The organism is Aquibacillus halophilus, from assembly GCF_009649745.1.
GTDB classification, from domain to species: domain Bacteria; phylum Bacillota; class Bacilli; order Bacillales; family Amphibacillaceae; genus Aquibacillus; species Aquibacillus halophilus.
Genome location: NZ_WJNG01000020.1, coordinates 1 through 24,595, shown reverse-complemented (window position 1 = coordinate 24,595; position 24,595 = coordinate 1). Strand labels below are relative to the sequence as shown.

At 38.0% G+C, this 24,595-nt stretch carries 17 protein-coding genes, 2 tRNA genes, 3 rRNA genes and 1 riboswitch; of the genes, 3 read left to right on the top strand and 19 right to left on the bottom strand.

The window, feature by feature from the left end; all coding sequences use genetic code 11:
* Positions 1-108 precede the first annotated feature (108 nt).
* Positions 109-201: riboswitch (cyclic di-GMP riboswitch) on the bottom strand.
* Positions 202-462: 261 nt separating this feature from the next.
* From GH741_RS19810 to groES, 8 genes are all read right to left on the bottom strand, one after another.
* Complete coding sequence (locus GH741_RS19810; RefSeq protein ID WP_153738490.1) at positions 463-849, bottom strand: hypothetical protein; 387 nt, start codon at positions 847-849, stop codon at positions 463-465.
* Positions 850-1,165: 316 nt separating this feature from the next.
* Positions 1,166-2,851: a choline dehydrogenase gene (betA, locus tag GH741_RS19805; RefSeq protein WP_153738489.1), complete on the bottom strand. Its 1,686-nt coding sequence runs from the start codon at positions 2,849-2,851 to the stop codon at positions 1,166-1,168.
* A 693-nt stretch (positions 2,852-3,544) separates the two neighbouring features.
* Positions 3,545-3,748 carry a DUF2254 family protein gene (locus GH741_RS19800; protein WP_170287672.1) on the bottom strand — a complete coding sequence of 68 codons (204 nt, stop codon included), beginning with the start codon at positions 3,746-3,748 and terminating at the stop codon, positions 3,545-3,547.
* Positions 3,749-3,845: 97 nt separating this feature from the next.
* Positions 3,846-4,814, bottom strand: coding sequence for a GGDEF domain-containing response regulator (locus tag GH741_RS19795; protein ID WP_153738488.1), 969 nt, complete (start codon positions 4,812-4,814; stop codon positions 3,846-3,848).
* 22 nt (positions 4,815-4,836) lie between these two features.
* The gene (locus GH741_RS19790) at positions 4,837-5,679 is read right to left on the bottom strand and encodes a CheR family methyltransferase (protein ID WP_153738487.1); all 843 of its coding nucleotides are present in this window, start codon (positions 5,677-5,679) and stop codon (positions 4,837-4,839) included.
* A complete protein-coding gene (locus tag GH741_RS19785; protein WP_153738486.1) occupies positions 5,676-9,470 on the bottom strand; it encodes a response regulator in 3,795 nt (1,264 codons plus the stop codon). The genes GH741_RS19790 and GH741_RS19785 overlap by 4 nt, the downstream gene beginning before the upstream one ends.
* Positions 9,471-9,885: 415 nt before the next feature.
* Positions 9,886-11,523 carry a chaperonin GroEL gene (gene groL, locus GH741_RS19780; RefSeq protein WP_153738485.1) on the bottom strand — a complete coding sequence of 546 codons (1,638 nt, stop codon included), beginning with the start codon at positions 11,521-11,523 and terminating at the stop codon, positions 9,886-9,888.
* A gap of 55 nt (positions 11,524-11,578) precedes the next feature.
* Positions 11,579-11,863, bottom strand: a complete 285-nt coding sequence (gene groES, locus GH741_RS19775) for a co-chaperone GroES (RefSeq protein ID WP_153738484.1) — start codon at positions 11,861-11,863, stop codon at positions 11,579-11,581.
* A gap of 269 nt (positions 11,864-12,132) precedes the next feature.
* Between groES and GH741_RS19770 the strand changes: the two genes are divergently transcribed.
* Entirely contained in the window at positions 12,133-12,837 is a 705-nt protein-coding gene (locus tag GH741_RS19770; RefSeq protein ID WP_153738483.1) for a CPBP family intramembrane glutamic endopeptidase, read from the top strand.
* Between the two features lie 7 nt (positions 12,838-12,844).
* Positions 12,845-13,048 carry a YdiK family protein gene (locus GH741_RS19765; RefSeq protein ID WP_153738482.1) on the top strand — a complete coding sequence of 68 codons (204 nt, stop codon included), beginning with the start codon at positions 12,845-12,847 and terminating at the stop codon, positions 13,046-13,048.
* Positions 13,049-13,109: 61 nt separating this feature from the next.
* On the opposite strand, the gene GH741_RS19760 is transcribed toward GH741_RS19765, so the two are convergent.
* Positions 13,110-13,751: a redox-sensing transcriptional repressor Rex gene (locus GH741_RS19760; protein WP_153738481.1), complete on the bottom strand. Its 642-nt coding sequence runs from the start codon at positions 13,749-13,751 to the stop codon at positions 13,110-13,112.
* A 375-nt stretch (positions 13,752-14,126) separates the two neighbouring features.
* Here GH741_RS19760 and GH741_RS19755 point away from each other — a divergent pair, with 375 nt between their 5' ends.
* Positions 14,127-16,058, top strand: coding sequence for an ABC-F family ATP-binding cassette domain-containing protein (locus GH741_RS19755; RefSeq protein WP_153738511.1), 1,932 nt, complete (start codon positions 14,127-14,129; stop codon positions 16,056-16,058).
* A gap of 420 nt (positions 16,059-16,478) precedes the next feature.
* On the opposite strand, the gene tsaD is transcribed toward GH741_RS19755, so the two are convergent.
* The 10 genes from tsaD to GH741_RS19705 form a co-directional block, all read right to left on the bottom strand.
* On the bottom strand, positions 16,479-17,510 hold the full coding sequence (gene tsaD, locus GH741_RS19750; protein ID WP_153738480.1) for a tRNA (adenosine(37)-N6)-threonylcarbamoyltransferase complex transferase subunit TsaD: 1,032 nt from the start codon (positions 17,508-17,510) through the stop codon (positions 16,479-16,481).
* Positions 17,507-17,953, bottom strand: a complete 447-nt coding sequence (gene rimI, locus GH741_RS19745) for a ribosomal protein S18-alanine N-acetyltransferase (protein ID WP_153738479.1) — start codon at positions 17,951-17,953, stop codon at positions 17,507-17,509. Before rimI ends, tsaD begins: the two co-directional genes overlap by 4 nt.
* Positions 17,953-18,654 (bottom strand): tRNA (adenosine(37)-N6)-threonylcarbamoyltransferase complex dimerization subunit type 1 TsaB, encoded by a 702-nt coding sequence (tsaB, locus tag GH741_RS19740; protein ID WP_153738478.1) that lies wholly within the window; start codon positions 18,652-18,654, stop codon positions 17,953-17,955. The genes rimI and tsaB overlap by 1 nt, the downstream gene beginning before the upstream one ends.
* Positions 18,651-19,106, bottom strand: coding sequence for a tRNA (adenosine(37)-N6)-threonylcarbamoyltransferase complex ATPase subunit type 1 TsaE (gene tsaE / locus GH741_RS19735; RefSeq protein ID WP_153738477.1), 456 nt, complete (start codon positions 19,104-19,106; stop codon positions 18,651-18,653). The genes tsaB and tsaE overlap by 4 nt, the downstream gene beginning before the upstream one ends.
* Before the next feature lie 9 nt (positions 19,107-19,115).
* Positions 19,116-20,090: a thiamine-phosphate kinase gene (thiL, locus tag GH741_RS19730; RefSeq protein WP_153738476.1), complete on the bottom strand. Its 975-nt coding sequence runs from the start codon at positions 20,088-20,090 to the stop codon at positions 19,116-19,118.
* A gap of 250 nt (positions 20,091-20,340) precedes the next feature.
* Positions 20,341-20,417, bottom strand: a tRNA-Asp gene (locus tag GH741_RS19725).
* 25 nt (positions 20,418-20,442) lie between these two features.
* Positions 20,443-20,519 (bottom strand) — tRNA-Met (locus GH741_RS19720).
* 66 nt (positions 20,520-20,585) lie between these two features.
* Positions 20,586-20,701 (bottom strand): 5S ribosomal RNA (rrf, locus tag GH741_RS19715).
* Between the two features lie 167 nt (positions 20,702-20,868).
* Positions 20,869-24,057: ribosomal RNA gene (locus tag GH741_RS19710) — 23S ribosomal RNA — on the bottom strand.
* A 480-nt stretch (positions 24,058-24,537) separates the two neighbouring features.
* Positions 24,538-24,595, bottom strand: a 16S ribosomal RNA gene (locus GH741_RS19705); the annotation flags it as partial.

Sequence of the window (24,595 nt, the reverse complement as noted above, 5' to 3'; positions counted from 1 at the left end):
GTATAAAATCATTTATATTAAATTGTGATTGAATTAAAAAAGCAATAAAAAAACTATCCTCAAACATACAGGGATAGCCAACTAGATTAATAATTCAATACAATCTTGATTGGTAGCCAGGCGATCATGGTAAGGAATTGACCTTATTTTAGACCCTTTGCTTTGCGTCCTGTTCTTTCAAACAGTTTGCCTTTCTCTATTTTATTATGTACTAACAGTTAGTGAGACTTTTGGAGCAGTTAATTATTTATATAATACCGTAATATTTACCTACTCACAACATATTTTCGACAAAAGAGCGAATAATTCGACAAATTGTTTTGAAGATATTCACTTATCTTACTATGGTTATTTTGATGGCTATCATGATTCTGTTTTTGATGATTGAGGATGACAATACACTTTTGTGGTACCTAATCTAGACATTGGGCTGGCTGTTTCTTTTTTGATATTGACGATAAATCATCGAAAATCTGTCCAATCATACATATGCTCTTTTTTCTTTCGGTCTTTCTCTTCCTTTTTACTTTCAACTTTCTTTTCCTTAATAAAACTCATGATATAACCACACTCTTCACAAACATATTTATAAACTTCAGCATAATCCGGATATTCATTTCGTTTGTCGTCTGAACTCATCCTAAAATCCAGATCACCACGAGACATAATATCATCATGAAAAATGCTAGTATTCACATCAACATCAACGTCTATATCATTTATAAAGCTTCTATTTCTTACATCTACAGCATTGTGAGCTGTTGAATTTATATCTATATGTAAATCTATATCGTAATAGCCTTTTCTGAAATGCACACCACTACAGACTAAGCACTTTATTTCACTCAAATCTGATCCACTCCTCTTATTATTTACTTAATGTATATTTTGGGAATGTACTCTTATGTCCTAAAAGCAAAAATACCTTTGCTGAGTCTGAAGCATACTTACAAACGATTACTAACAGACTCCGACACTTAGACGATAAAGGCAACTAAGACTTAGAAGCAATTGAGGAAGCACACAAAAAAAAAAAAATTAATTCAATCTGAGTCTATTTTGACAGTTAAAAAAAGAGAAGGTCTCTTTCATAAATGTAGGCTTTGACAGCAAATACATTTTGAAAGGGACCTTCTTATAATAAGATTATTTAGCTTATGATTTTTTATGATTTTACTGTGCCTGCATCGGCTGGATGTACTCCATGACGATAAAAGTCGATATCAATAGGCTCTAACGGTTTAAGTCCAAGGATTAAATCAGCTGCCTTCTCCGCCAACATTAGGACGGGTGCATGAATATTACCATTAGTGACATAAGGCATAGCAGATGCATCGACCACTCGGACATTATCGAGCCCATGGACCTTCATAGTTAGGGGATCTACAACAGCCATTGGATCTGATGCGGGCCCCATTTTTGCTGTACAACTAGGATGAAGTGCAGTCTCTGCATCTTCCGCCACCCAGTCCAAAATCTCTTCGTCTGTACGAACGGCCTTACCAGGTGCCATTTCTCCCGAATTATATGGTGCCATAGCTGGCTGATTCATGATTTCTCGTGAAATTTTTACGGCTTCAATCCACTCACGTCGATCCTGTTCGGTAGAAAGATAGTTGTAGACCATACTTGGATACTCTTTAGGATCTTTAGAACGAATCTTTAATGACCCTCGTGCATCAGAATACATAGGCCCGACGTGTACCTGGAATCCGTGTTTAGTGTCCGCTTTTTGTCCATCGTACCTTACTGCTACTGGAAGGAAGTGGAACATCAGGTTTGGGTAATCGACTTCCTCGTTCGATCGAACAAAACCTCCACCTTCAAAGTGGTTAGTTGCAGCTGGACCTTTACGTCCTAGTAACCACTGCAAACCAATCCAAGGCATCTTTGCTTTATTTAAGTTAGGCTGCTCAGAAACCGGTAGCGGACAAGAGTACTGAATGTAGGCTTCGAGATGATCCTGAAGGTTTTCCCCTACACCTGGAAGGTCAACTACCGGTTCGATGCCAACAGAACGCAAGTGTTCAGCATCGCCCACACCAGACAGTTGAAGAAGCTGCGGTGTATTAATTGAACCACCAGCAAGTACAACTTCACCTGCAGCAACCTGATGAGTCTTCCCGTTTCGTTGATATGTCACACCGCTTGCTCGGGTACCATTAAAGTCAATACTTGTAACAAAAGCACGAGTTTCCACAGTGAGGTTCTTTCGCTCCATATTCGGATGTAGATATGCACGTGAAGCTGACAAACGTCTACCTTTAAACACATGCTTATCAAATGGTCCGAAACCCTCTTGACGAAAACCGTTTACATCAGGTGTTCGTGAATAGCCAGCCTCAACAGCTGAGTTAAAGAATGCTTGGAATAATGGATTAGTTGCTGGCCCACGTTCCAATTTCAGAGGACCATCGTGGCCACGGAACTCATCATCTTTATCCGCAGCTAAAGCATTTTCCATCCGCTTGAAATACGGAAGACAGTGTGCAAAGTCCCACGTTTCCATACCTGGGTCGGCTCCCCAACGTTCATAATCCAATGGATTGCCGCGTTGGAAGATCATGCCATTTATTGAGCTAGAACCTCCAAGTACCTTTCCACGGGCATGCTTGATACGTCGACCTTTCATATATGGTTCAGGGTCGGATTCGTATTTCCAGTCGTATAAGCTTTTCCCTGCAGGAAACGGTAAGGCTGCTGGCATTTGGATCAATAGGTCCCATGCAAAATCCTTACGTCCTGCCTCTAAAACAAGGACACTGTGTTTCCCATCTTCACTTAGACGGTCGCCGAGTACTGAACCCGCACTACCACCACCAACGACTACATAATCAAATTTTTCTTTCATATAGCAAACCTCCTTAGATGTTGATAATTGAATTCAATGATTAAAGAAATCTGAAAAGCATTCATCAAAAACTCTCCTTCAGTTATTATAACCAGTCACTAGTTTAATATTTTTTTAATGCAATTTAATTTACCCTTTCAATGGTTCAAGGTTTTAGGCTTAGATAAATATGTTTTGTAATCTATTCCTAATCTTGAATTGATTAACTCATGTCAAACCTAGACTGTTTATATCTATCTCGACCTTCGCAATATTTGGGTGATGTCTCTTCATTTTTCCGGATCGAGCTAGAACTTATTCCCGGTTAAATTAATTTTGTTAAAAATTTTCTTAACGTATTTAACTTTCTAAATTTAACACATTTTTTTTTTTTTGTAAACTAGCGCCTATATTCTTTTACATATTTTTTTTTATATTCATCCAAAGAAGGAAAAGATAGCCTTTACCATGCGTAAGCCGAGAATGATTACCATTACAAGACATCAATATTTGCGGATTATTTTAGAGGATATATGGAATGTAAGGACAAAACACTTACTCAGAGGGATTGTCTTACGTTTTAACACGAGAAATAAAAAAAGAAGCCTCTCATCAGTTTAATCAACTAATGAGAAGCCTCCGTTAATGTCATATAATGTTAGCTCCAAAGCACACATTACGTACAATTCCAAAACTTTTCCAATTTTTAATTTTTCAATTACAGTGCTTTCTTGTGTATGGATCATTAATAGCTGGTGAAGTTGCTGCTCTTAGTGCTATCTCTACTAGTTGTTGTAGGGAAAATGATAGATCTTGAGAAGCGCTACGTTTACTACCTAATGTAATATGCTCTGCACATTTCTTAAGTAGTCCTTCTTCAAGATCATTCTGTTCACTTGAATAGTAACGACTTATCATGAAAGTAGGGGTTGGCATGGACAGATGTTCGCTTTTATACTTGGCTTCATTCAAGCAAAATTCAAAAAAAATACAGACTAATAATGCGAATTTAGTGCTATTGCAAGTCTACATTATATGCAACAATTTGGTTTCCGCCCAGATCCTTTGCTTTATATAATGCCTGATCTGCTCTCTGTGAAAGTTCCTCCTTTTTCATAATAACCGTAGGCTTCAATGTTGCGATGCCACCACTAATCGTAACATAATTACTAACAGAGGATTTCCCATGTGCAATTTGTAAACCTTCAATATTGTCCTTCATCTGATTTGCAATCATTTCCGCATCCTGTCGAGACGTGTTTGGTAAAACAACCACGAATTCTTCTCCACCGTATCTAGCTACAAGATCTCTTGGTCTTTGAACGGTATTAGCTAATTTTGTTCCGACACTTTTCAAGCACTCATCACCCTTAGAGTGACCATAAATATCATTATAATCTTTAAAAAAATCAACATCTATTAAAATCAAGGATACTTGTGAAGCGGTTCGAATTGCATTTTTCCACTCTTTTTCAAGGTTCTCATCAAAATTTCGCCTATTCGGAATTTGTGTTAATCCATCTATATAAGATAAGGCTCTTAGCTTGGCATTCGCCTCTTCTAGTTCCATTGCCTGTTGCTTGATTTTCTGTTTTTGTCTGTGTAATTCCATAAAAACTTTCACTTTACTAATTAAAAACTCTGGTACAATTGGCTTTAATAAATAATCGACTGCACCTGAATCATAAGCCTTACTTACATATTTATCTTCTTTACTAATCGCTGTCACAAAAATAATAGGTATATATTTTGTGCGATCACTGGATTTCATTATTTCTGCTACTTCAAATCCATCCATTTCTGGCATTTGTACGTCCAAAAGTACTAAAGCAATTTCTTCTTCGAGCATTAAACTTAATGCGTCATTACCTGAATTTGCTTTTAATAATTTAACGTCCAAGTCTTCCAAAATGGCTTCTAAAGCTAAAAGATTCTCTGCTCGATCATCTACAATTAACACCTTACAATTATTCGCTTCTGTCATGAAACAGATTCCCCCAGATGAGTTAAATGAATTTTTTCTGATAGATTTTATTTCTATCATTTACTGTATCAAGTAAATGATAGTGTTTTGAAAATCGAATATCCTCTTTTGCACCTATTCCTAAAAAGCCTCCAGTACAAAGGCTTTCTAGGAACAGTTTTATCGTTCGATCCTGTAGCTCTTGTTCAAAATAGATGAAAACATTCCGACAAATAATCAGATTCATTTCTCCAAAAACATGATCCGTCACTAGGTTGTGTCCGGCAAATACAATATTTTTCTTTAACTCTTCTTTTAGAAGAATAGAATTATATTTCACGGTGAAATAATCCGCTAACCTTCCTTTACCACCTGCATCTTTATAATTGTTAGCATAATCCTCTAATTTTTTTGCTGAATAAATCCCTTCTCTTGCTTTCATCAACACATCCTCGTTTAGATCAGTACCATAGATTAGAGAGCGATCCAAAAGCCCTTCCTCTTTTAATAGAATGGCTAATGAATAGACCTCCTCACCAGTCGAGCAGCCTGCTGACCATACCTTTATAAAGGGATACGTTTTTAAGACGGGGACAATCTCTTCTCTAATCAATTTATAAAAAGAAGGGTTTCGAAACATTTCTGTGACGTTAATAGATAGGTTTTTTAACACTTCATAAAATGTTTTACCATCATACAAAACCTTATGTTGAAGCTCTGATATATTTTGACTATTTGTCTTTTCTAGAATATAGCTAATTCTTCTAGTCAAATGATTAGTTGAATAATTTCTAAAATCATACCCATACTTTCGAAAAATAGCCTCTAGCAATAATTGAATTTCAATATTCGTATTTTCCTCATGATTCAATTCATTTTTTTTCATCTTTGTAACCACACTTTAGCCAAGGATAAAAGTTGTACAATATCTACTGGCTTAGACATATAATCATTCGCGCCAGCTTCCAAACACTTTTGCTTATCTCCTTTCATCGCCTTCGCTGTAAGAGCAATAATCGGGAGATCCTTATGTTTTGGTATTTTTCTAACTTCACGCATCGTTTCATATCCATCCATTTCAGGCATCATGATATCCAATAATATAAGGTCAATATCGTCGTTTTCATTTAATTTTTTTAATCCTTCTTTTCCATTCTTCGCAACGATAACTTTCATATCCTGATCCTCTAACACACTGGATAAAGCGAAAATGTTGCGCATATCATCATCCACAATTAGCACCTTTTTATTTAATAGTAATTGCCCTTTTGATGAATAATTTTCTTGTGCTTGATTTTCTTTGAATGATTGGCCTTCAATGTGATGCAAAAACAGTGCAAGTTCATTTATTAATCTTCTTTCTGAACGATCACTTTCTATAATAATACTGTTCACATATTTATTTACGATCACTTCATCATCTTCAGAGATCATTTCATCGCTGTACAAAATAATTGGAATAGAAGCAGTATCTGGATTGCTTCTTACCGTGCGCAAGAAATCCAGCGTTTCCTCATCCTTTAACGAAAAATCTATCACTATACTACTTATATTTTGGTGATCTAGTATGTTGTTTGCCTCTACAAAGTTAGCTACCTTTAGATAGGGAAATCCAACTTTTTTAATTTGTTTAATGAAGTCTTTACCTTTTCCATCATTATGAATAACGAGCAATTGAGGCTCTTCACCTGCAGCAACATTACCTTTTAAGCTTCCATCTATACCTGCGAAAAGCTTCTCAAATTTTTGGCCAGTGATTGGTTTCGTTGTAAAACCAAGTGCACCCATATCCCTCGCTTTTTGCATCTCATCTAAAGAGGACACAAAATGAACAGGGATATGACTTGTCTTTTCATCTTCATTAAGGCGCTTCATCACTTCAAAACCGTCAATTCCAGGTAGTTTAATATCAAGAATAATTGCGTCTGGTCTAAAGTTTTTCGCCATCTCTAAGCCTTTCTCTCCCTCGAAAGAGCTCAGACATTTGAATCCTCTATCCCCCGCAAAATCCTTTATTACTTTCACAACATTTGGGTCATCATCAATTATTAAAATCAGTTTATCCTTTTCAACCTTTTGAGAGTAACCTTTCTTTTCTTCTACTACAATAGGCTTTGGAATTTCTTTCTCTTCTAATTCATTTTTACCAGGAATCAGCAAGGTGAATGTACTACCTTCTTTTTCTTTACTTATCAACTTAATTTCTCCACCTAAGAACTTAGAAAATTTCTCGGATATGGATAAACCAAGGCCAGTTCCACCATATTTCCGATTCGTATTTCCATCCGCCTGACTAAATTCCTTGAATATTAATTGCTGTTTATCTTCTGGAATACCAATCCCGGAATCCGAAACGGAAAATGCTATACAATCTCTACTAGTGGACCTATAAATTTTGATAGATACAAAACCTTCATTCGTAAACTTAAAAGCATTAGATACAAGATTTTTTATAATTTGCTTAAGTCTTAGTGGATCAGTCTGAATATGTTCAGGTAATTTCTTATCCATTTCTACAGAAAAGTCTAAACCTTTCGTTATTGCTAACTCCTTAAAGGCCTGCTTTATATCATCTGCAAAATGACGAAGATGAACATACTCTAAATTTACTTCCATCATACCTGCTTCTACTTTAGCTAGATCCAATATCTCATTAATTAGCTCTAATAAATCATGTGCAGCTGCATAAATTGTTTCAGAGTACTCCACTTCTTTTTCAGTTAAGACGCTTTGCTTATTATCATACATAATCTTAGAAAGAATAATAATACTATTTAAAGGCGTTCTAAGTTCATGTGACATATTTGCTAAAAATTCCGATTTAAATTGGTTTGCCTTTTCTAGGTTTTCAGCTTTTTCTTCTAACTGCTTCTGCGTTTTTCGAAGCTTTTCATTTTTCTGATTTAACTCGTCTCGCTGTTTTTCCACATCCGAAGATCGTTCCTTAAGCTCCTCATTTACATACCTGAGTTCTTGCTGTTGGGATTCCAGTCGAGCTTCTGATTTCTTTAATTCTTGAGTTTGTTGCTCTAGTTCCTCGTTCATTTGTTCCATTTCTGTGTTAGTTTCCATTAACTCTTCCTGTTGCTCTCTTAATTCCTCGGTTAGTTTTTGACTTTGATCTAGTAATGCTTCCTTCATTTCATTCGTTTGATGTGAAGTAATAGCAAGCGCAACGGATTCGCCTATGCTTTCTAAAAACTCAACATGATTTTCATCAAAAGTTCCCATCGTTCCAAGAACGATTACTGCTTTTGTCTCATCATTATATACACACGGAATAATTGTCATTTGATTTGGCTTTAACTGAACGATGCCTGTATCTACAATTATATTGTCTTCCCGAATTTCTTCTATTATTTTCATCTGTCGGTCTACTGCTACCTGACCAATTAAACCTTCTCCCACCTTAAAATCCCTATGTGAAAATGGATGTCCGTAACCTCCTATCTGTCTTAACATATTATCATCTTCTAACACGTATATGACCCCAACAATAGCATCAACATGATTAGCTAGATTTTTTATCATTTCATCAGTCGAACGTGATAAACTCTCTGCATTTTGAATGGCACTACTTAATTGAACCCTTCCTCTTTGAATATAATTTTGTCTTGTGTTAATATTCAACATTTCGTTTAACACTTTAGTCATTTGGTGAAGTGCGTCCGTTACTTCAAAAAGGTTATTAAAGTTATCATCCTTTAATTGTTGGATTAAATTTTCGCTAAATTCATTTTGATTTTGAAAACTTAATGATTCAGAGTGTTCATAGATATTTTTTGTTTCATAAAAAATGACTCCAGCAATCTTTCTTAGTGATTGTTTTAATTTATTTAAATCCGTACACACTCTACCTAATTCATCTACGGAGGTCATACTAAGATGTGTAGTCAATTCTCCCTCTGAAATCTTCGTAATCGATTCTTTAATTTTTATAAGATTTTTTTTATTCGAATAGTTGAACATATTAATGGTTAGCAATAAAAGGGCAACTAGTCCAACTGAAATAATAATAAAGTGTAATTGTACTTGGTTAGTTGGAATCGTTTCATAAATTACCGCAAATATTAAATAACTGGTAACTGAATAAACAGCCAAGAAAATACCTACAACTGTTATAACCGTTTTATTGATTAAACTAAATTCTTTATATTGATTAGGCTCAATGATCGTTTCAACAAGCTTTGGTTCTTCTAAAATATCCGATAAGAGCCTTTCGGCTATAAAATAATTATTAATAAAATTAACTAATACAGATTGAAATAATGCTGCCATTGCTGCAATATAAGTAGTCATTTCAAGAGGTACGTATAAATTTGTAATTAAGATAACAATACATACACCATAGGCCCATCTAATAGAAGCACTATACGCTTCCTTTAATGGATATTTAAGTAGTTTTAATTTTATTTCTGATATTTGTGAATCATCTAGACTATCATCTGTATAAAGAGACTTTACTGGCTTGTACAATCCAAAATACCGAATAGATAGACCATGACTAAATGTGACAATTAATGCAACAACTAAACCTATAGCCGAGTATTGCAATCGTTCCCCAAGTAAATCTCCATGGTAAAAGACAACATATACCGCCAAAGGAATTAACACTAAATATGATATTCCTTCCATCATAATGGTTGATCTTACAAGTATATCTCTCGCTTTATTCATCGTTAGCCCCCAAGACCCAAGTAATTAAAACCTAGGAATATATTATATCGTTTATATGAATTATTTGTAATGCCTATAAGTGAATAACTTGTTTCAAAGCAAAACTTCCAACAGTGATTTCTTATAGTGGTGTCTGAAATGTATTTTTTGTCGAGTGAATAAACAAGAAGATTTAATATGATTCAATGTACTTAAAGTCACCGCTTTGACAGGGAGTTATTTTAAAAAGAGAAAGACCTTCCAGCTAACGCTTTGGCAAGATGGTCTTTTATTTTTCCACATAATATCTAAGAAATAATAAAAAAAGAGGCTTCTCAAAAGTTTAATCAACTTGAGAAGCCTCTTATATATGATGTTAGCATTTCACTTTCATCTTACTTAAAAACCCATTCATATCAAGGGTTTGGGGGCGATGTTACATCATGCCGCCCATGCCGCCCATGCCACCCATGTCTGGCATTCCGCCACCTGAGTTTTCTTCAGGAAGGTCAGCTACAACTGCTTCGGTAGTTAAGAACATTGCTGCAACAGATGCTGCATTTTGTAATGCAGAACGAGTTACTTTTGTAGGGTCAACGATACCAGCTTCAACCATGTTTACCCATTCCCCAGTAGCTGCGTTAAAGCCTATACCTACTTTTTCACCTTTTAGACGTTCTACAATGATTGATCCTTCTAGACCAGCGTTGTGAGCAATTTGGCGAACTGGTTCTTCTAATGAACGAAGAACGATATTTGCACCTGTTGCTTCGTCGCCTTCAAGACTTAGTCCTAATTCTTTTACTTTCGTGTACACGTTAACTAGTGCAGTACCACCACCAGCAACAATACCTTCTTGAACTGCTGCACGTGTAGAATTCAAAGCATCTTCAATACGAAGTTTACGCTCTTTTAATTCTGTTTCAGTAGCAGCTCCAACTTTGATAACCGCAACTCCACCAGAAAGTTTCGCTAAGCGCTCTTGTAGTTTTTCTTTATCAAACTCTGAAGTAGTTTCATCTGATTGTGCGCGAATTTGTGCAACACGAGATGAAATTTGTTGAGGATCGCCAGAGCCCTCTACAATAGTTGTATGTTCTTTTGTAACCACAACTTTTGTAGCGCGTCCTAGTTGCTCAATTCCTGTGTTTTTAAGGTCTAATCCAAGATCTTCTGTAATTACTTCAGCGCCAGTTAATGTAGCAATATCTTCTAGCATTGCTTTACGACGGTCACCAAAACCAGGAGCTTTTACAGCAACTGCATTGAATGTACCACGAAGCTTATTCACTACAAGAGTTGCTAACGCTTCGCCTTCAACGTCTTCAGCAATCATTAGAAGTGGCTTACCTTGTTGAACCACTTGCTCTAAGACAGGAAGTACTTCCTGAATACTAGCGATTTTTTTGTCAGTAATTAGAATGTACGGATCTTCTAGTACTGCTTCCATTTTATCTTGGTCAGTAACCATGTAAGGAGAAGCATAACCACGATCAAACTGCATACCTTCTACTACTTCTAATTCCGTGTTAAATCCTTTTGATTCTTCGATAGTGATAACACCATCGTTACCAACACGTTCCATTGCTTCAGCAATTAATTGACCTACTTCATCGTCTCCAGATGAGATAGCTGCTACTTGTGCAATAGATTCTTTACTTTCGATTGGTTTTGAGATACTTCTTAGTTCTTCAACAGCTAGTTTAACTGCTTTTTCAATACCACGACGAACACCAACTGGGTTTGCACCAGAAGCAACGTTTTTAAGACCTTCTTGGATCATAGCTTGTGCTAATACAGTTGCAGTTGTTGTACCATCACCAGCAACATCATTAGTTTGAGATGCAACTTCGGATACAAGTTGTGCACCCATGTTCTCGAATTTATCTTCTAATTCAATTTCTTTAGCGATAGTAACACCATCATTTGTAATTAGTGGTGAACCGTACTTTTTATCTAAAACTACATTACGACCTTTTGGACCTAATGTTACTTTAACAGCGTTTGCTAGAGTATCAACACCTCGGAGCATTGCGCGACGTGCATCTTCACTAAATTTAATTTCTTTAGCCATATTTAAAGCCTCCCTAACCGTATAATTATGATATATTGTGTATCTTCTTCGCTACTTAGCCAATAATAGCTAGAATATCACTTTCGCGAAGAATTAAGTATTCCGTACCTTCATATTTAACTTCTGTACCTGCAAATTTAGAGAAAATTATTAAGTTTCCTTCAGCTACTTCAGGAGCAACCTTTTCTCCGTTATCTGTTACACGACCTGATCCAACTGCAATGACTTTTCCTTCTTGTGGTTTTTCCTTTGCAGAGTCTGGAAGTACGATTCCGCTTGAAGTCTTTTCTTCTTGTTTAACAAGCTCAATAATAACGCGATCACCTAGTGGCTTTAACATAGTAAAACCCTCCTTAAAGTTATTCAATGTTTTGTTTTTCCATTTTAGCACTCACCGACTAAGAGTGCTAACACAATTCTTATCATAATGAATTGCATTTAAATTTGCAAGTAAAGTAAATTATTTTTTTTTCGACATTTATATTTCTCCTATAATTATGTATGTTTCTACAGTATGGGACTAACTATTTTAATTCTATTCTAAACTTGTGTTAAAATACGTACAATATAGTAATCTTAGTAAATTTACCTTGAAGGAGTCGTTGCTTTTTGCCTAAAAAATATTGGTATGTCCTTTTGACTTACCTTATTATGCAATTATCTGGTATCGTTGTTTTACCTATTATTAATTTGTTCAATATAGATGCGTTATTTGCAGTTGTATCTTGGAGTTTATTTAGTTTTATTGTTGCCTTGGTAGTTATAATGTATTTACTTAGAGATGAAATGAAAGATGTACGTGGTAATATGGAAATAGGTACTATTATTCTGTGGTCGATACTAGGAATATTTTTAGCCTTTTTCGCACAATTTGCTGCGATTATCATCGAGACTTTTGTACTCAATATTAAACCAGGGTCTCAAAATACGATGGACATCATGGCTATCGCAAGGTCCGCTCCTATTTTTATTATTGTGGTTACTATCATTGCTCCGATTTTAGAAGAAATTATTTTTAGAAAGGTTATCTTTGGTAGCATTTATAAGCGCACTAATTTTATTATAGCGGCTTTGGCTTCAGCACTAGTCTTTGGGCTTGTTCATAATGACAACCCACATATTTTGGTCTATACGGCTATGGGGATAGTATTTTCATTTCTATACGTTAAAACAAAGCGAATTATAGTGCCCATAATTGCGCACATGTCTATTAACACTTATGCTGTTGTTGGACAATTAACACTTGACCAGGAAGAATTAGATAAAATGTTAGAACAATTAGAGCAATTGCAAATGATCATTATTGGAGGCTAAGTAAAACATGAGAACATCACCACTGTTTATGGCTTCTTTATACTTTGGTATGGGAGTTGTATTCACTTATATAGCAACACAATCAGTTGAAGATACTGTATGGAATTTCATGACAATCTTGCTCGCTTTTTTTGCAACACTAGACTTTGTCGTATCTTTTAGGCTATTTAAGATGCATTTTAAACTTAAAAAGTCCAAAAAGAAAGAATAAAAAAACAGCTAACCTGACTAAAATGGTTAGCTGTTTTTTATTAAATCTAAGTTTAAAAGTATTATTCCGTACCACCATCGAGTGGATAGTGCTTAAGGAAATACACCAATGATTGAAGTTCTACGGCCAGATCAATATGATGAACACGAACTTCATCAGGCACAGTAATTCTAGCTGGAGTAAAATTTAATATACCTGAAGTGCCAGCTTGAATCAATCGGTCTGTTATAATTTGAGCTTCAGAAACCGGAACCGTCAAGATAGCCACTGTTATGTTACTTATTTTTTCTTCCAGATCATCTATATGATAAATAGGGACCCCACCGATTACTTGACCAACTTTATTTGGATCTGCATCGAATGCCATTTCAATTTTTGTGTTGTTATTTTTTGTGAAATTATATTGTAAAAATGCCGTTCCCAAATTACCCACACCTATTAAGACAATACGAGTGATCTCATCCTGGTCCAATGTTTTGCGAAAAAAGCCTAATAGGTATTCAACATTATATCCGTAGCCTTTTTTTCCTAATGCGCCGAAGTAAGAAAAGTCTCTTCTAATTGTTGCTGAATCTACCTTTACAGCTTCACTTAACTCCTTAGATGAAACTCTAAGTTTTCCTTTGGCATATAAGTTATTTAAAAAACGATAGTATAATGGTAATCTCTTTGCTGTAGCCTGTGGTATTTTATTATCGCTCATGATTATTCCCCTCATTTGACTAAATTTAGCTTTAGCTTCCCCAAAATTTGCTAATAATAGTAACTAGTTTTTTCGTTCTATTCTGATAGCGTGTACATTTATTTTATACTTACTTTAGACAAATAATTACAATAGAATTCTTTATATTACAAACTAAATAAACATTTAAATATAGTTTAACAAAAATAGCTGGGGATGTCGTGAAAAATTTCACTAACTCAATAGTATAGTTATTAATTTATAAATGCTAGTATTTTATTCAGTACTTTAATCGAGCGATTTTTAGGTTTCCATTATTTAAAGGTACTACTGCATTAATCAAGCTTGCTAGTTAGAAGAAAACTGCGATACACTTAATATACAGAGGTGAGTAAAATGATCTTAATGCAGGTGAACAATATTACAAAGCGTTACGGCGCTGAAACTATATTATCTAACATTAAACTAGAAATTAAAACCAATGATCGTATTGCAGTAGTTGGTAGAAACGGTACCGGTAAATCAACACTCTTAAAAATAATGTCTAACAACCTTTCTTACGATGAAGGAACTATTCATAAACCAAAAGACGTTTCTGTAGGATACCTTGCACAGAATACTGGTTTAGACTCTAAACAGTCGATATGGGATGAAATGCTGTTAGTCTTTGAACACTTGATTAAAAAGGAAAATTCACTTAGAAACATGGAACAACAAATGGGGGATCCTGAACTCATTAATGATACTAAAGCCTATCAACAACTTTTATTCGAATATGACAAAAAACAACAAGAATTCAAAACTGAAGGCGGTTATCAATACGAAGCCGAAATTAAAGGTGTTCTGAATGGTTTGCAGTTTCAGGATTATGATTTAACTACAACCATTAATGAGTTAAGTGGCGGACAAAAAACTCGTTTAGCTTTAGGGAAACTACTACTTGCTAAACCGGACATATTGATCCTTGATGAACCAACAAACCATCTAGACATCGAAACACTAACGTGGCTAGAGGGCTATTTAAATGGTTATAGTGGTGCTGTAGTTATTGTGTCCCATGATAGATATTTTCTAGATAAAACAGTCAACAACATTTATGAAATATCTAGACATCAATCTACAAAATATCACGGAAACTATAGTAAGTATTTAGAAAAAAAAGCACTCGATTATGAACGGGAGTCAAAACAATTCGATAAGCAGCAAGCAGAGATTAAAAGATTAGAAGATTTCGTCCAAAAAAATATTGTCCGAGCTTCTACAACAAAACGGGCACAAAGTCGAAGAAAACAGCTAGAAAAAATGGAGAAAATGGACAAACCAAGTGGGGATGAAGCATCTGCTAGGTTCTCTTTCCAGATAGATAAACGCAGTGGAAATGACGTTTTGAAACTAAAAGATTTGGCTTTTTCATATGACAATCAACAGGACTTCATTTTCTCAAACCTAAGTTTTGATGTCTCTCGGGGTGAGAGTATTGCATTAGTAGGACCTAATGGTGTTGGTAAAACAACTTTATTAAAAACGATTATCGGTGACTATAAGGCTAATCAAGGTACATTACAAATTGGTACAAATGTACAAATAGGCTATTACGATCAGGAACAGACAAAACTTAATTCAAATAAAACTGTTCTACTTGAACTTTGGGACGATTATCCAATGATGAATGAAAAAGATATTCGCACCGTCTTAGGTAACTTTCTCTTTTCAGGAGATGATGTCCTTAAGATTGTTTCATCATTAAGTGGTGGAGAAAAGGCTAGGCTATCATTAGCCAAGCTCATGATGGAAAAATCAAACCTACTTATTCTTGATGAGCCGACCAACCACTTAGACTTAGATAGTAAAGAAGTGCTTGAGGCAGCATTAATAGACTTCCCTGGAACAATATTATTCGTCTCACACGACAGATATTTTATAAACAAAATTGCTACAGAGGTTGTTGAAATGCAACCTAAAGAAACAACTGTTTATCTTGGAGACTACGACTATTATTTAGAAAAAAAACAGGAAGAATATGAGTTGAAAGAACTGGAAGAGGCTTCAAACCAAACGATAGATGAAACAAATGAAACAAAGGTTTTATTCCAACAGGAAAAGGCAGTAAAAAAAGAGTCAAGAAAAAGAGAACGACGCATTACTGAGATTGAGCAAGAAATAGAACACATTGAAGAAAGTGTACAGGAAATTGAAGATTTATTGTGCCAACCAGAAGTGTTTCAAGATCATGAAAAATCACTTGAGCTGACACAGAAAAATGAAGATTACAATGCAACTTTAGAAAAGCTTATGGAGGAATGGGAAGAACTTCATAGTGAAAAATAACTAGCACAAGACCTGTGATTTTCAAAAGTCACATAAGGTCTTGTGCTTTTTAATTGAATTCGACTTAATTGTGGATAAATCGAGCATTTTCGTGTTTGGATACCTCTTTTTTTATGTAATAACATAATGTAAGTGAATTATCCACTTACTAACAGGATTATCCACAATGTGGTCATTGGTTTTTAGGTTTTCAACAAGGTTATACACATAATCCACAGCTTTTTATGTAGTTATCCACAAAAGTTATCCTCACTGTAAACATTAATTACACTACACTTGCTAAATACTTATCCACAGGTGGTTGAAAATATTGTTGATAATTGTAGAATGATGTAAGAAAATGATTTTACAAATTTCTCATCATTTTACAGAACGAATAACAGGCTTCCTCTTAATAAAAGGAAGCCTTGATAAGTTAATTTACAGAGTTCCCCTTAAGGAATATTTTTCTAAATCTAAAGACGGATTAGCATTTAAATCCCAGCCTGCTCTGTGGCCTTGATCATATGCTATACTCCCCGCAGCAGCAATCATCGCTGCATTATCAGTACATAAATCCAATGGGGGTATTAATAATTCTATTTCATCATTAAATTTTAATTGTAATTCATTCCTGAGCCCCTGGTTTGCTGCAACACCACCAGCGACAATCACCTGCTTAACCCCATATTCCTTAGCAGCCTTATAGGTTTTAGCAGTTAACACTTCTACTACACTAGCTTGAAAGCTTGCAGCGACATCTTCTTTTTTAAGCGTTACTCCACGCTGTTCAGCATTGTGTAACGTATTAATAACAGCTGATTTTAAACCACTGAAACTAAAATCATACGAATCATCCTCAAGCCAGGCTCGTGGGAAATCAATATTCGCTTCACCCACTTTAGCCAAGCGATCAATGTGTGGACCACCGGGATAAGGTAGCTGTAATGTTCTAGCTACCTTGTCATAGGCTTCTCCAGCAGCATCATCTCGTGTCTCTCCTATGATTTCAAAGGATCCATGCTCACGCATTACGATTAACTCCGTATGACCACCAGAGACCACAAGTGCCAATAACGGAAACGAAAATTCTTTGTTCAAACGATTGGCATAGATGTGACCTGCTATATGGTGGACACCAACCAATGGTTTATTTTTTGCAAATGCTAATGCCTTTGCCGAATTAACGCCAATTAATAGAGCTCCCACTAGTCCAGGACCTTCTGTGACAGCAATTGCATCCATATCCTCAACGCTCATATTGGCTTTCTCAAATGTTTCTTCCAATACAATCGTAATTTGCTCCACATGGTGTCTAGAAGCAATCTCTGGCACCACTCCACCAAAACGCTTATGACTTTCTATTTGTGATGCAACAACATTAGCAACCACTTCTACTCCATTTTTAACTATTGCCATGGCCGTCTCATCACAACTTGTTTCAATTCCTAATATAAATTGATCTTTTTTCATAATTTCACCCACATTACTAACGCATCCTCATTGTCATCTGTATAATAGTTTTTTCTAATTCCACCCGGAATAAGTCCAAATCTTCGGTACATATTTTGAGCTACTATATTACTTATCCGTACTTCCAGTGAAAGTGTTTGGGCACCTAGTGCAATCGATTGATTCAATACATATTGAAACAGTGCTCTCCCGTATTTCTTTCCTCTGTATTTTGGAAGTATTGCAATATTAGTAATAGAAGCTTCATCAATTACTACCCACAACCCACAATAGCCAAGAATAGTACCTTGCTTTTCTATTACAAAATAAATTGCATATGGATTTTCTGTTAATTCCTTGTAAAATACATCTTTAGTCCACGGTACACCAAATGAGGACATTTCAATTTCTATTACTTGATCTATGTCCTGAACTGTCATTTGCCTGATTATAATAGTAGCCATTAATCTTTTCCTTGCTGTTGTTTCAACCAATTAGCTTCAGCTTCAGCTAGTCTTAAGTAATTAGGTGTTAGCGTATGTAATTCATCGGCATCCTTATCTGCACCAACTTGTGCTAATAACGATGGGCGCGGGACGTGGTGACTTGACTCAGGAATTATAGCCTTGTCTCCCATAGTCTGGGTTATTACATCCCTGTGAAGCTCAATGTCCTGACTCAAAAAAAGAACACTGCTTTTTTGTTGTGCGAGTTTGTCTAGCAGTTCAGTAAGCATGATGTTTTTTTCTTCTTCAATATGTTCAAGTTCACCGCTAGCGTTCCATCTGTATACACCCGTATAGACTAATCCTCTTCGTGCATCAAAAAAGGGACAAATTAATTGGTCAAAGAAGCTGCCTTGATAGGCTACTGCCTCTAAACTAGATACAGCAACTACAGGTATCTTTAATGCCCATGCCATTGTTTTAGCAGTGGATAGACCTATTCTAATACCTGTAAAGGAACCCGGTCCTTTCGCAACTACAATTTTTTTCAAGTCTTCTGGAGAAGTTTCCGTATCTCTCATTAATTGGTCAATAGCAGGCATGAGCCTTACAGAGTGATTCTTTTTTACGTTGGTAATATACTCACCAGCTAACTGACCATCCTTTACTATAGCAATCCCCATTGTTTGATTCGATGTATCTATCGAAAGTATATTCATCCTACTAACTCCTCACAAATCTTTTCAAAAGCCTCTCCCTTGGGGAAAAAGGTAATAATTCGAGTATTTTCATCTTTACGACGAATATCAATGTCTAATCGATGTTCCGGTAGAAAATCTTTAATAAATATAGCCCATTCAATTACCGTTATACCGTTTCCGTTAAAATATTCCTCAAATCCAATGTCCTCATCACTATTTTCTAACCGATATACATCCATATGATAAAGCGGTAGTTCGCCCATATATTCCTTCACAATCGTAAAAGTAGGACTATTTATTGTTCGAGTTACTCCTAGACCTGCACCAATACCTTTGGTAAAAGTTGTTTTTCCAGCGCCAAGATCACCTGCTAGTGTGATTACATCCCCTGGTTTGAGAAGGAGTGACAGTTTTTTAGCCAATCGTTTTGTTTCCTCAGTTGTGCAGCTAGTAAATTCAAATTTTTCCATTTTCATCACCTATTTCAAATGCGTATAACCTAATTTGTCTAATTTAGTTACCTTACTGTCCTCATACAGAAATACTGAATTGTTGGAATGTACATTATCCTTCACATAACCTATTTCAGTTACTTTAGTATTTGTCTGTTTTCCTGCTTCTACAACTAACGGCCATTCTTTTTCGGAAACTGTACCAATTAATTCAAAATCTTCGCCACCGAACAACTTCCATTTTTTTTGTTGTTCTTGGGTAAAGTACTCTAAATCATGGTGATAAGGAATTTTACTATAATCTAAATGAATCGAGACCTTTGACGCCTCGGCAATCTCTGCTGCTTCATTACCAATCCCATCACTAATATCATTGAGGGATATTCTAGAAAGCGATTCTAACCATTTAGCAAATGCTATTCTCGGTTTGGGCATACGATGTCGATTTACAAAGTAATCATAACCTCCAATTTCGCCATCAGACTCATTGGTTAAAAGATAATATCCAGCAGCGGAATCGCCTAGGGTTCCTGTAACAAATACCTTGTCATTATCTTGGGCACTAGAACGATATCTAGAGCTACCTTTAGCTACAAATCCTACAATTGTCACCGAGATTACTAGTTCGTTACCTGAAACAGTATCTCCACCTATTAAATCCATTTTGTATTCAGTTGCAATCTCTTTCATACCCCTGTAAATCTCACTTAGTTCGTCTTCGGCCCAACTTTCAGGAATAACAATAGATATTAAATAATATGCGGGATCACAGCCCATTGCAGCCATATCACTAATATTAGCAGCCAATACTCGATAACCTACATGAAATGGATGCATCGTCTTTCTAGAAAAGTGTATATTCTCTACGAATGTGTCGACTGCCATCACTGTATCCTGATAGGATTGACGGAAGACTGCAGCATCATCCCCGATACCTTTAATTAAACTTGGTTGTACATAACTTTTTTGCTGTATTGATTTAATAAATTCAAACTCATCCATTGCAAGTCACCACTTCCATTAGATCTATTTACATAATAGCAAAGTCTCATACAAATTAAAAACAACCATGCTATTTTATTGGGAATTCGGCAAAGTCCTATGAACTAAAAACAAAGATTTACAGAAGATCAACTTTATTTACACTTGTGGTTACAAATTTGATTAAACCTTAATGAAGCACTAAGCTGATTATAAAGTAAAAAAAGGTCTTAGGAAGAGTTTTCCTAAGACCTTTGTAATTAATATGTAATGGCGGTCCGGACGGGACTCGAACCCGCGACCTCCTGCGTGACAGGCAGGCATTCTAACCAACTGAACTACCGGACCATTATTTGTTGTTTTTAAAAGTAATTGGTTGCGGGGGCAGGATTTGAACCTGCGACCTTCGGGTTATGAGCCCGACGAGCTACCGAACTGCTCCACCCCGCGATAATGTAGGAAAAGTTTAATTTCCTATTAAGATTCTATTTTACTTAGAATATACTTATAAAGTATGCCTGGCGGCGTCCTACTCTCGCAGGGGCAATGCCCCAACTACCATGGGCGCTGGAAAGCTTAACTACTGTGTTCGGCATGGGAACAGGTGTGACCTTTCCGCTATTGCCACCAGACCAATAAAATAAAATTTAGGGACAAGGTATATTATATTCACATTGCATGAAAAAAGCAAGTGTTTTAGAAAATATCCTAATATATACCTTCAAAACTAGATAAGCAATGAGACATCAAGTTATTCAACGAACGACTTTTTTCTTTGATTCATAAAACTCATATCATTTTAGTTAAGTCCTCGATCGATTAGTATTCGTCAGCTACACGTGTCACCACGCTTCCACCTCGAACCTATCAACCTCATCGTCTCTGAGGGATCTTACTCATTTAAAATGATGGGAAGTCTCATCTAGAGGGGGGCTTCATGCTTAGATGCTTTCAGCACTTATCCCTTCCACACGTAGCTACCCAGCTATGCTCCTGGCGGAACAACTGGTGCACCAGCGGTATGTCCATCCCGGTCCTCTCGTACTAAGGACAGCTCCTCTCAAACTTCCAACGCCCACGACGGATAGGGACCGAACTGTCTCACGACGTTCTGAACCCAGCTCGCGTACCGCTTTAATGGGCGAACAGCCCAACCCTTGGGACCGACTACAGCCCCAGGATGCGATGAGCCGACATCGAGGTGCCAAACCTCCCCGTCGATGTGGACTCTTGGGGGAGATAAGCCTGTTATCCCCGGGGTAGCTTTTANATGTCCATCCCGGTCCTCTCGTACTAAGGACAGCTCCTCTCAAACTTCCAACGCCCACGACGGATAGGGACCGAACTGTCTCACGACGTTCTGAACCCAGCTCGCGTACCGCTTTAATGGGCGAACAGCCCAACCCTTGGGACCGACTACAGCCCCAGGATGCGATGAGCCGACATCGAGGTGCCAAACCTCCCCGTCGATGTGGACTCTTGGGGGAGATAAGCCTGTTATCCCCGGGGTAGCTTTTATCCGTTGAGCGACGGCCCTTCCATACGGCACCGCCGGATCACTAAGCCCGACTTTCGTCCCTGCTCGACTTGTAGGTCTCGCAGTCAAGCTCCCTTCTGCCTTTACACTCTACGAATGATTTCCAACCATTCTGAGGGAACCTTTGGGCGCCTCCGTTACTCTTTGGGAGGCGACCGCCCCAGTCAAACTGCCCACCTGACACTGTCTCCGAACCGGATCACGGTTCTGGGTTAGAAGGTCCGTACAGCCAGGGTGGTATCCCACCGACGCCTCCACCGAAGCTAGCGCTCCGGCTTCTCAGGCTCCCACCTATCCTGTACAAGTTGTACCAACATTCAATATCAGGCTACAGTAAAGCTCCACGGGGTCTTTCCGTCCTGTCGCGGGTAATGCGCATCTTCACGCATAGTATAATTTCACCGGGTCTCTCGTTGAGACAGTGCCCAAGTCGTTGCACCTTTCGTGCGGGTCGGAACTTACCCGACAAGGAATTTCGCTACCTTAGGACCGTTATAGTTACGGCCGCCGTTTACTGGGGCTTCGGTTCAAAGCTTCGCACTAAGTGCTAACATTTCCCCTTAACCTTCCAGCACCGGGCAGGTGTCAGCCCCTATACTTCGCCTTACGGCTTCGCAGAGACCTGTGTTTTTGCTAAACAGTCGCTTGGGCCTTTTCACTGCGGCTTCTTCTAAAAGAAGCACCCCTTCTCCCGAAGTTACGGGGTCATTTTGCCGAGTTCCTTAACGAGAGTTCTCCCGATCACCTTAGGATTCTCTCCTCGCCTACCTGTGTCGGTTTGCGGTACGGGCACCTATAATCTCACTAGAGGCTTTTCTTGGCAGTGTGAAATCAGGAACTTCGGTACTTATGTTCCCTCCCCATCACAGCTTGACCTTAGTTGGACGGATTTGCCTATCCAACAGTCTCACTGCTTGGGCGCACATATCCATCAGTGCGCTTTCCTTATCCTACTGCGTCCCCCCATCGTTCAAACGATCATGAGGTGGTACAGGAATATCAACCTGTTGTCCATCGCCTACGCCTTTCGGCCTCGGCTTAGGTCCCGACTAACCCTGAGCGGACGAGCCTTCCTCAGGAAACCTTAGGCATTCGGTGTAAGAGATTCTCACTCTTATTTCGCTACTCATACCGGCATTCTCACTTCTAAGCGCTCCACCAGTCCTCACGGTCTGACTTCGCTGCACTTAGAACGCTCTCCTACCATTGTTCGTAAGAACAATCCGCAGCTTCGGTGATACGTTTAGCCCCGGTATATTTTCGGCGCAGAGTCACTCGACCAGTGAGCTATTACGCACTCTTTAAATGGTGGCTGCTTCTAAGCCAACATCCTGGTTGTCTAAGCAACTCCACATCCTTTTCCACTTAACGTATACTTTGGGACCTTAGCTGGCGGTCTGGGCTGTTTCCCTTTCGACTATGAACCTTATCACCCATAGTCTGACTCCCAAGATGGAGTGGCTGGCATTCGGAGTTTGACTGAATTCGGTAACCCGGTAAGGGCCCCTAGTCCAATCAGTGCTCTACCTCCAGTACTCAACTCTTGAGGCTAGCCCTAAAGCTATTTCGGAGAGAACCAGCTATCTCCGTGTTCGATTGGCATTTCACCCCTACCCACACCTCATCCCCGCACTTTTCAACGTGCGTGGGTTCGGGCCTCCAGTCAGTGTTACCTGACCTTCACCCTGGACATGGGTAGATCACACGGTTTCGGGTCTACGACCCCCTACTACATTCGCCCTATTCAGACTTGCTTTCGCTGCGGCTCCGCATATGCTGCTTAACCTTGCAGGAGATCGTAACTCGCCGGTCCATTCTACAAAAGGTACGCCGTCATCCGTTATTTTTCCAAAGAAAAATCATAGGACTCCGACTACTTGTAGGCACACGGTTTCAGGATCTATTTCACTCCCCTTCCGGGGTGCTTTTCACCTTTCCCTCACGGTACTGGTTCACTATCGGTCACTAGGAAGTATTTAGCCTTGGGAGATGGTCCTCCCGGATTCCGACGGAATTTCTCGTGTTCCGCCGTACTCAGGATCCACTCTGGAGGAAACACTCTTTCAATTACAGGGCTCTTACCTTCTTTGGCTGACCGTTCCAGGTCGATTCATTTAAAGCGTTTCTTTGTAACTCCGTATAGAGTGTCCTACAACCCCAGAAAGCAAGCTTTCTGGTTTGGGCTGATTCCGTTTCGCTCGCCGCTACTTAGGAAATCGCATTTGCTTTCTCTTCCTCCGGGTACTAAGATGTTTCAGTTCCCCGGGTCTGCCTCACGTATCCTATGAATTCAGATACGTGTACTACTCCATTACGAGCAGTGGGTTTCCCCATTCGGAAATTCCTGGATCAATGCCTACGTACGGCTCCCCAAGACATATCGGTGTTTGTCCCGTCCTTCTTCGGCTCCTAGTGCCAAGGCATCCACCGTGCGCCCTTCTTCACTTAACTATCTTACAGTAAAAAAGTCGTTTCGTTGTTTTGTTTGATGTCTTGTCATTGCTTATCTAGTTTTCAAGGTACATATCTACTATCGAGACATATAAAATCAGTCCCATAGATTGAAGGATTNGGTTTCCCCATTCGGAAATTCCTGGATCAATGCCTACGTACGGCTCCCCAAGACATATCGGTGTTTGTCCCGTCCTTCTTCGGCTCCTAGTGCCAAGGCATCCACCGTGCGCCCTTCTTCACTTAACTATCTTACAGTAAAAAAGTCGTTTCGTTGTTTTGTTTGATGTCTTGTCATTGCTTATCTAGTTTTCAAGGTACATATCTACTATTGAGACATATAAAATCAGTCCCATAGATTGAAGGATTTAATCCCTCAAAACTGAACCAAACAACCAAGTATGTGTCAGCTCGTAAGAGCTGTTCCGTTCTTCCAACCACATACCGTAAACGGTACGCAGTCAGAAGAATATTCCTTAGAAAGGAGGTGATCCAGCCGCACCTTCCGATACGGCTACCTTGTTACGACTTCACCCCA

Bases quoted from the DNA above. Each gene is read 5' to 3' on its own strand.
- groL (WP_153738485.1), bottom strand. From the start codon at position 11,523: ATGGCTAAAGAAATTAAATTTAGTGAAGATGCACGTCGCGCAATGCTC.
- GH741_RS19795 (WP_153738488.1), bottom strand. From the start codon at position 4,814: ATGACAGAAGCGAATAATTGTAAGGTGTTAATTGTAGATGATCGAGCA.
- tsaE (WP_153738477.1), bottom strand. From the start codon at position 19,106: ATGGAAAAATTTGAATTTACTAGCTGCACAACTGAGGAAACAAAACGA.
- tsaB (WP_153738478.1), bottom strand. From the start codon at position 18,654: ATGAATATACTTTCGATAGATACATCGAATCAAACAATGGGGATTGCT.
- GH741_RS19755 (WP_153738511.1), top strand. From the start codon at position 14,127: ATGATCTTAATGCAGGTGAACAATATTACAAAGCGTTACGGCGCTGAA.
- GH741_RS19760 (WP_153738481.1), bottom strand. From the start codon at position 13,751: ATGAGCGATAATAAAATACCACAGGCTACAGCAAAGAGATTACCATTA.
- groES (WP_153738484.1), bottom strand. From the start codon at position 11,863: ATGTTAAAGCCACTAGGTGATCGCGTTATTATTGAGCTTGTTAAACAA.
- tsaD (WP_153738480.1), bottom strand. From the start codon at position 17,510: ATGAAAAAAGATCAATTTATATTAGGAATTGAAACAAGTTGTGATGAG.
- thiL (WP_153738476.1), bottom strand. From the start codon at position 20,090: ATGGATGAGTTTGAATTTATTAAATCAATACAGCAAAAAAGTTATGTA.
- GH741_RS19790 (WP_153738487.1), bottom strand. From the start codon at position 5,679: ATGAAAAAAAATGAATTGAATCATGAGGAAAATACGAATATTGAAATT.
- betA (WP_153738489.1), bottom strand. From the start codon at position 2,851: ATGAAAGAAAAATTTGATTATGTAGTCGTTGGTGGTGGTAGTGCGGGT.
- GH741_RS19800 (WP_170287672.1), bottom strand. From the start codon at position 3,748: ATGATAAGTCGTTACTATTCAAGTGAACAGAATGATCTTGAAGAAGGA.
- GH741_RS19785 (WP_153738486.1), bottom strand. From the start codon at position 9,470: ATGAATAAAGCGAGAGATATACTTGTAAGATCAACCATTATGATGGAA.
- GH741_RS19765 (WP_153738482.1), top strand. From the start codon at position 12,845: ATGAGAACATCACCACTGTTTATGGCTTCTTTATACTTTGGTATGGGA.
- rimI (WP_153738479.1), bottom strand. From the start codon at position 17,953: ATGGCTACTATTATAATCAGGCAAATGACAGTTCAGGACATAGATCAA.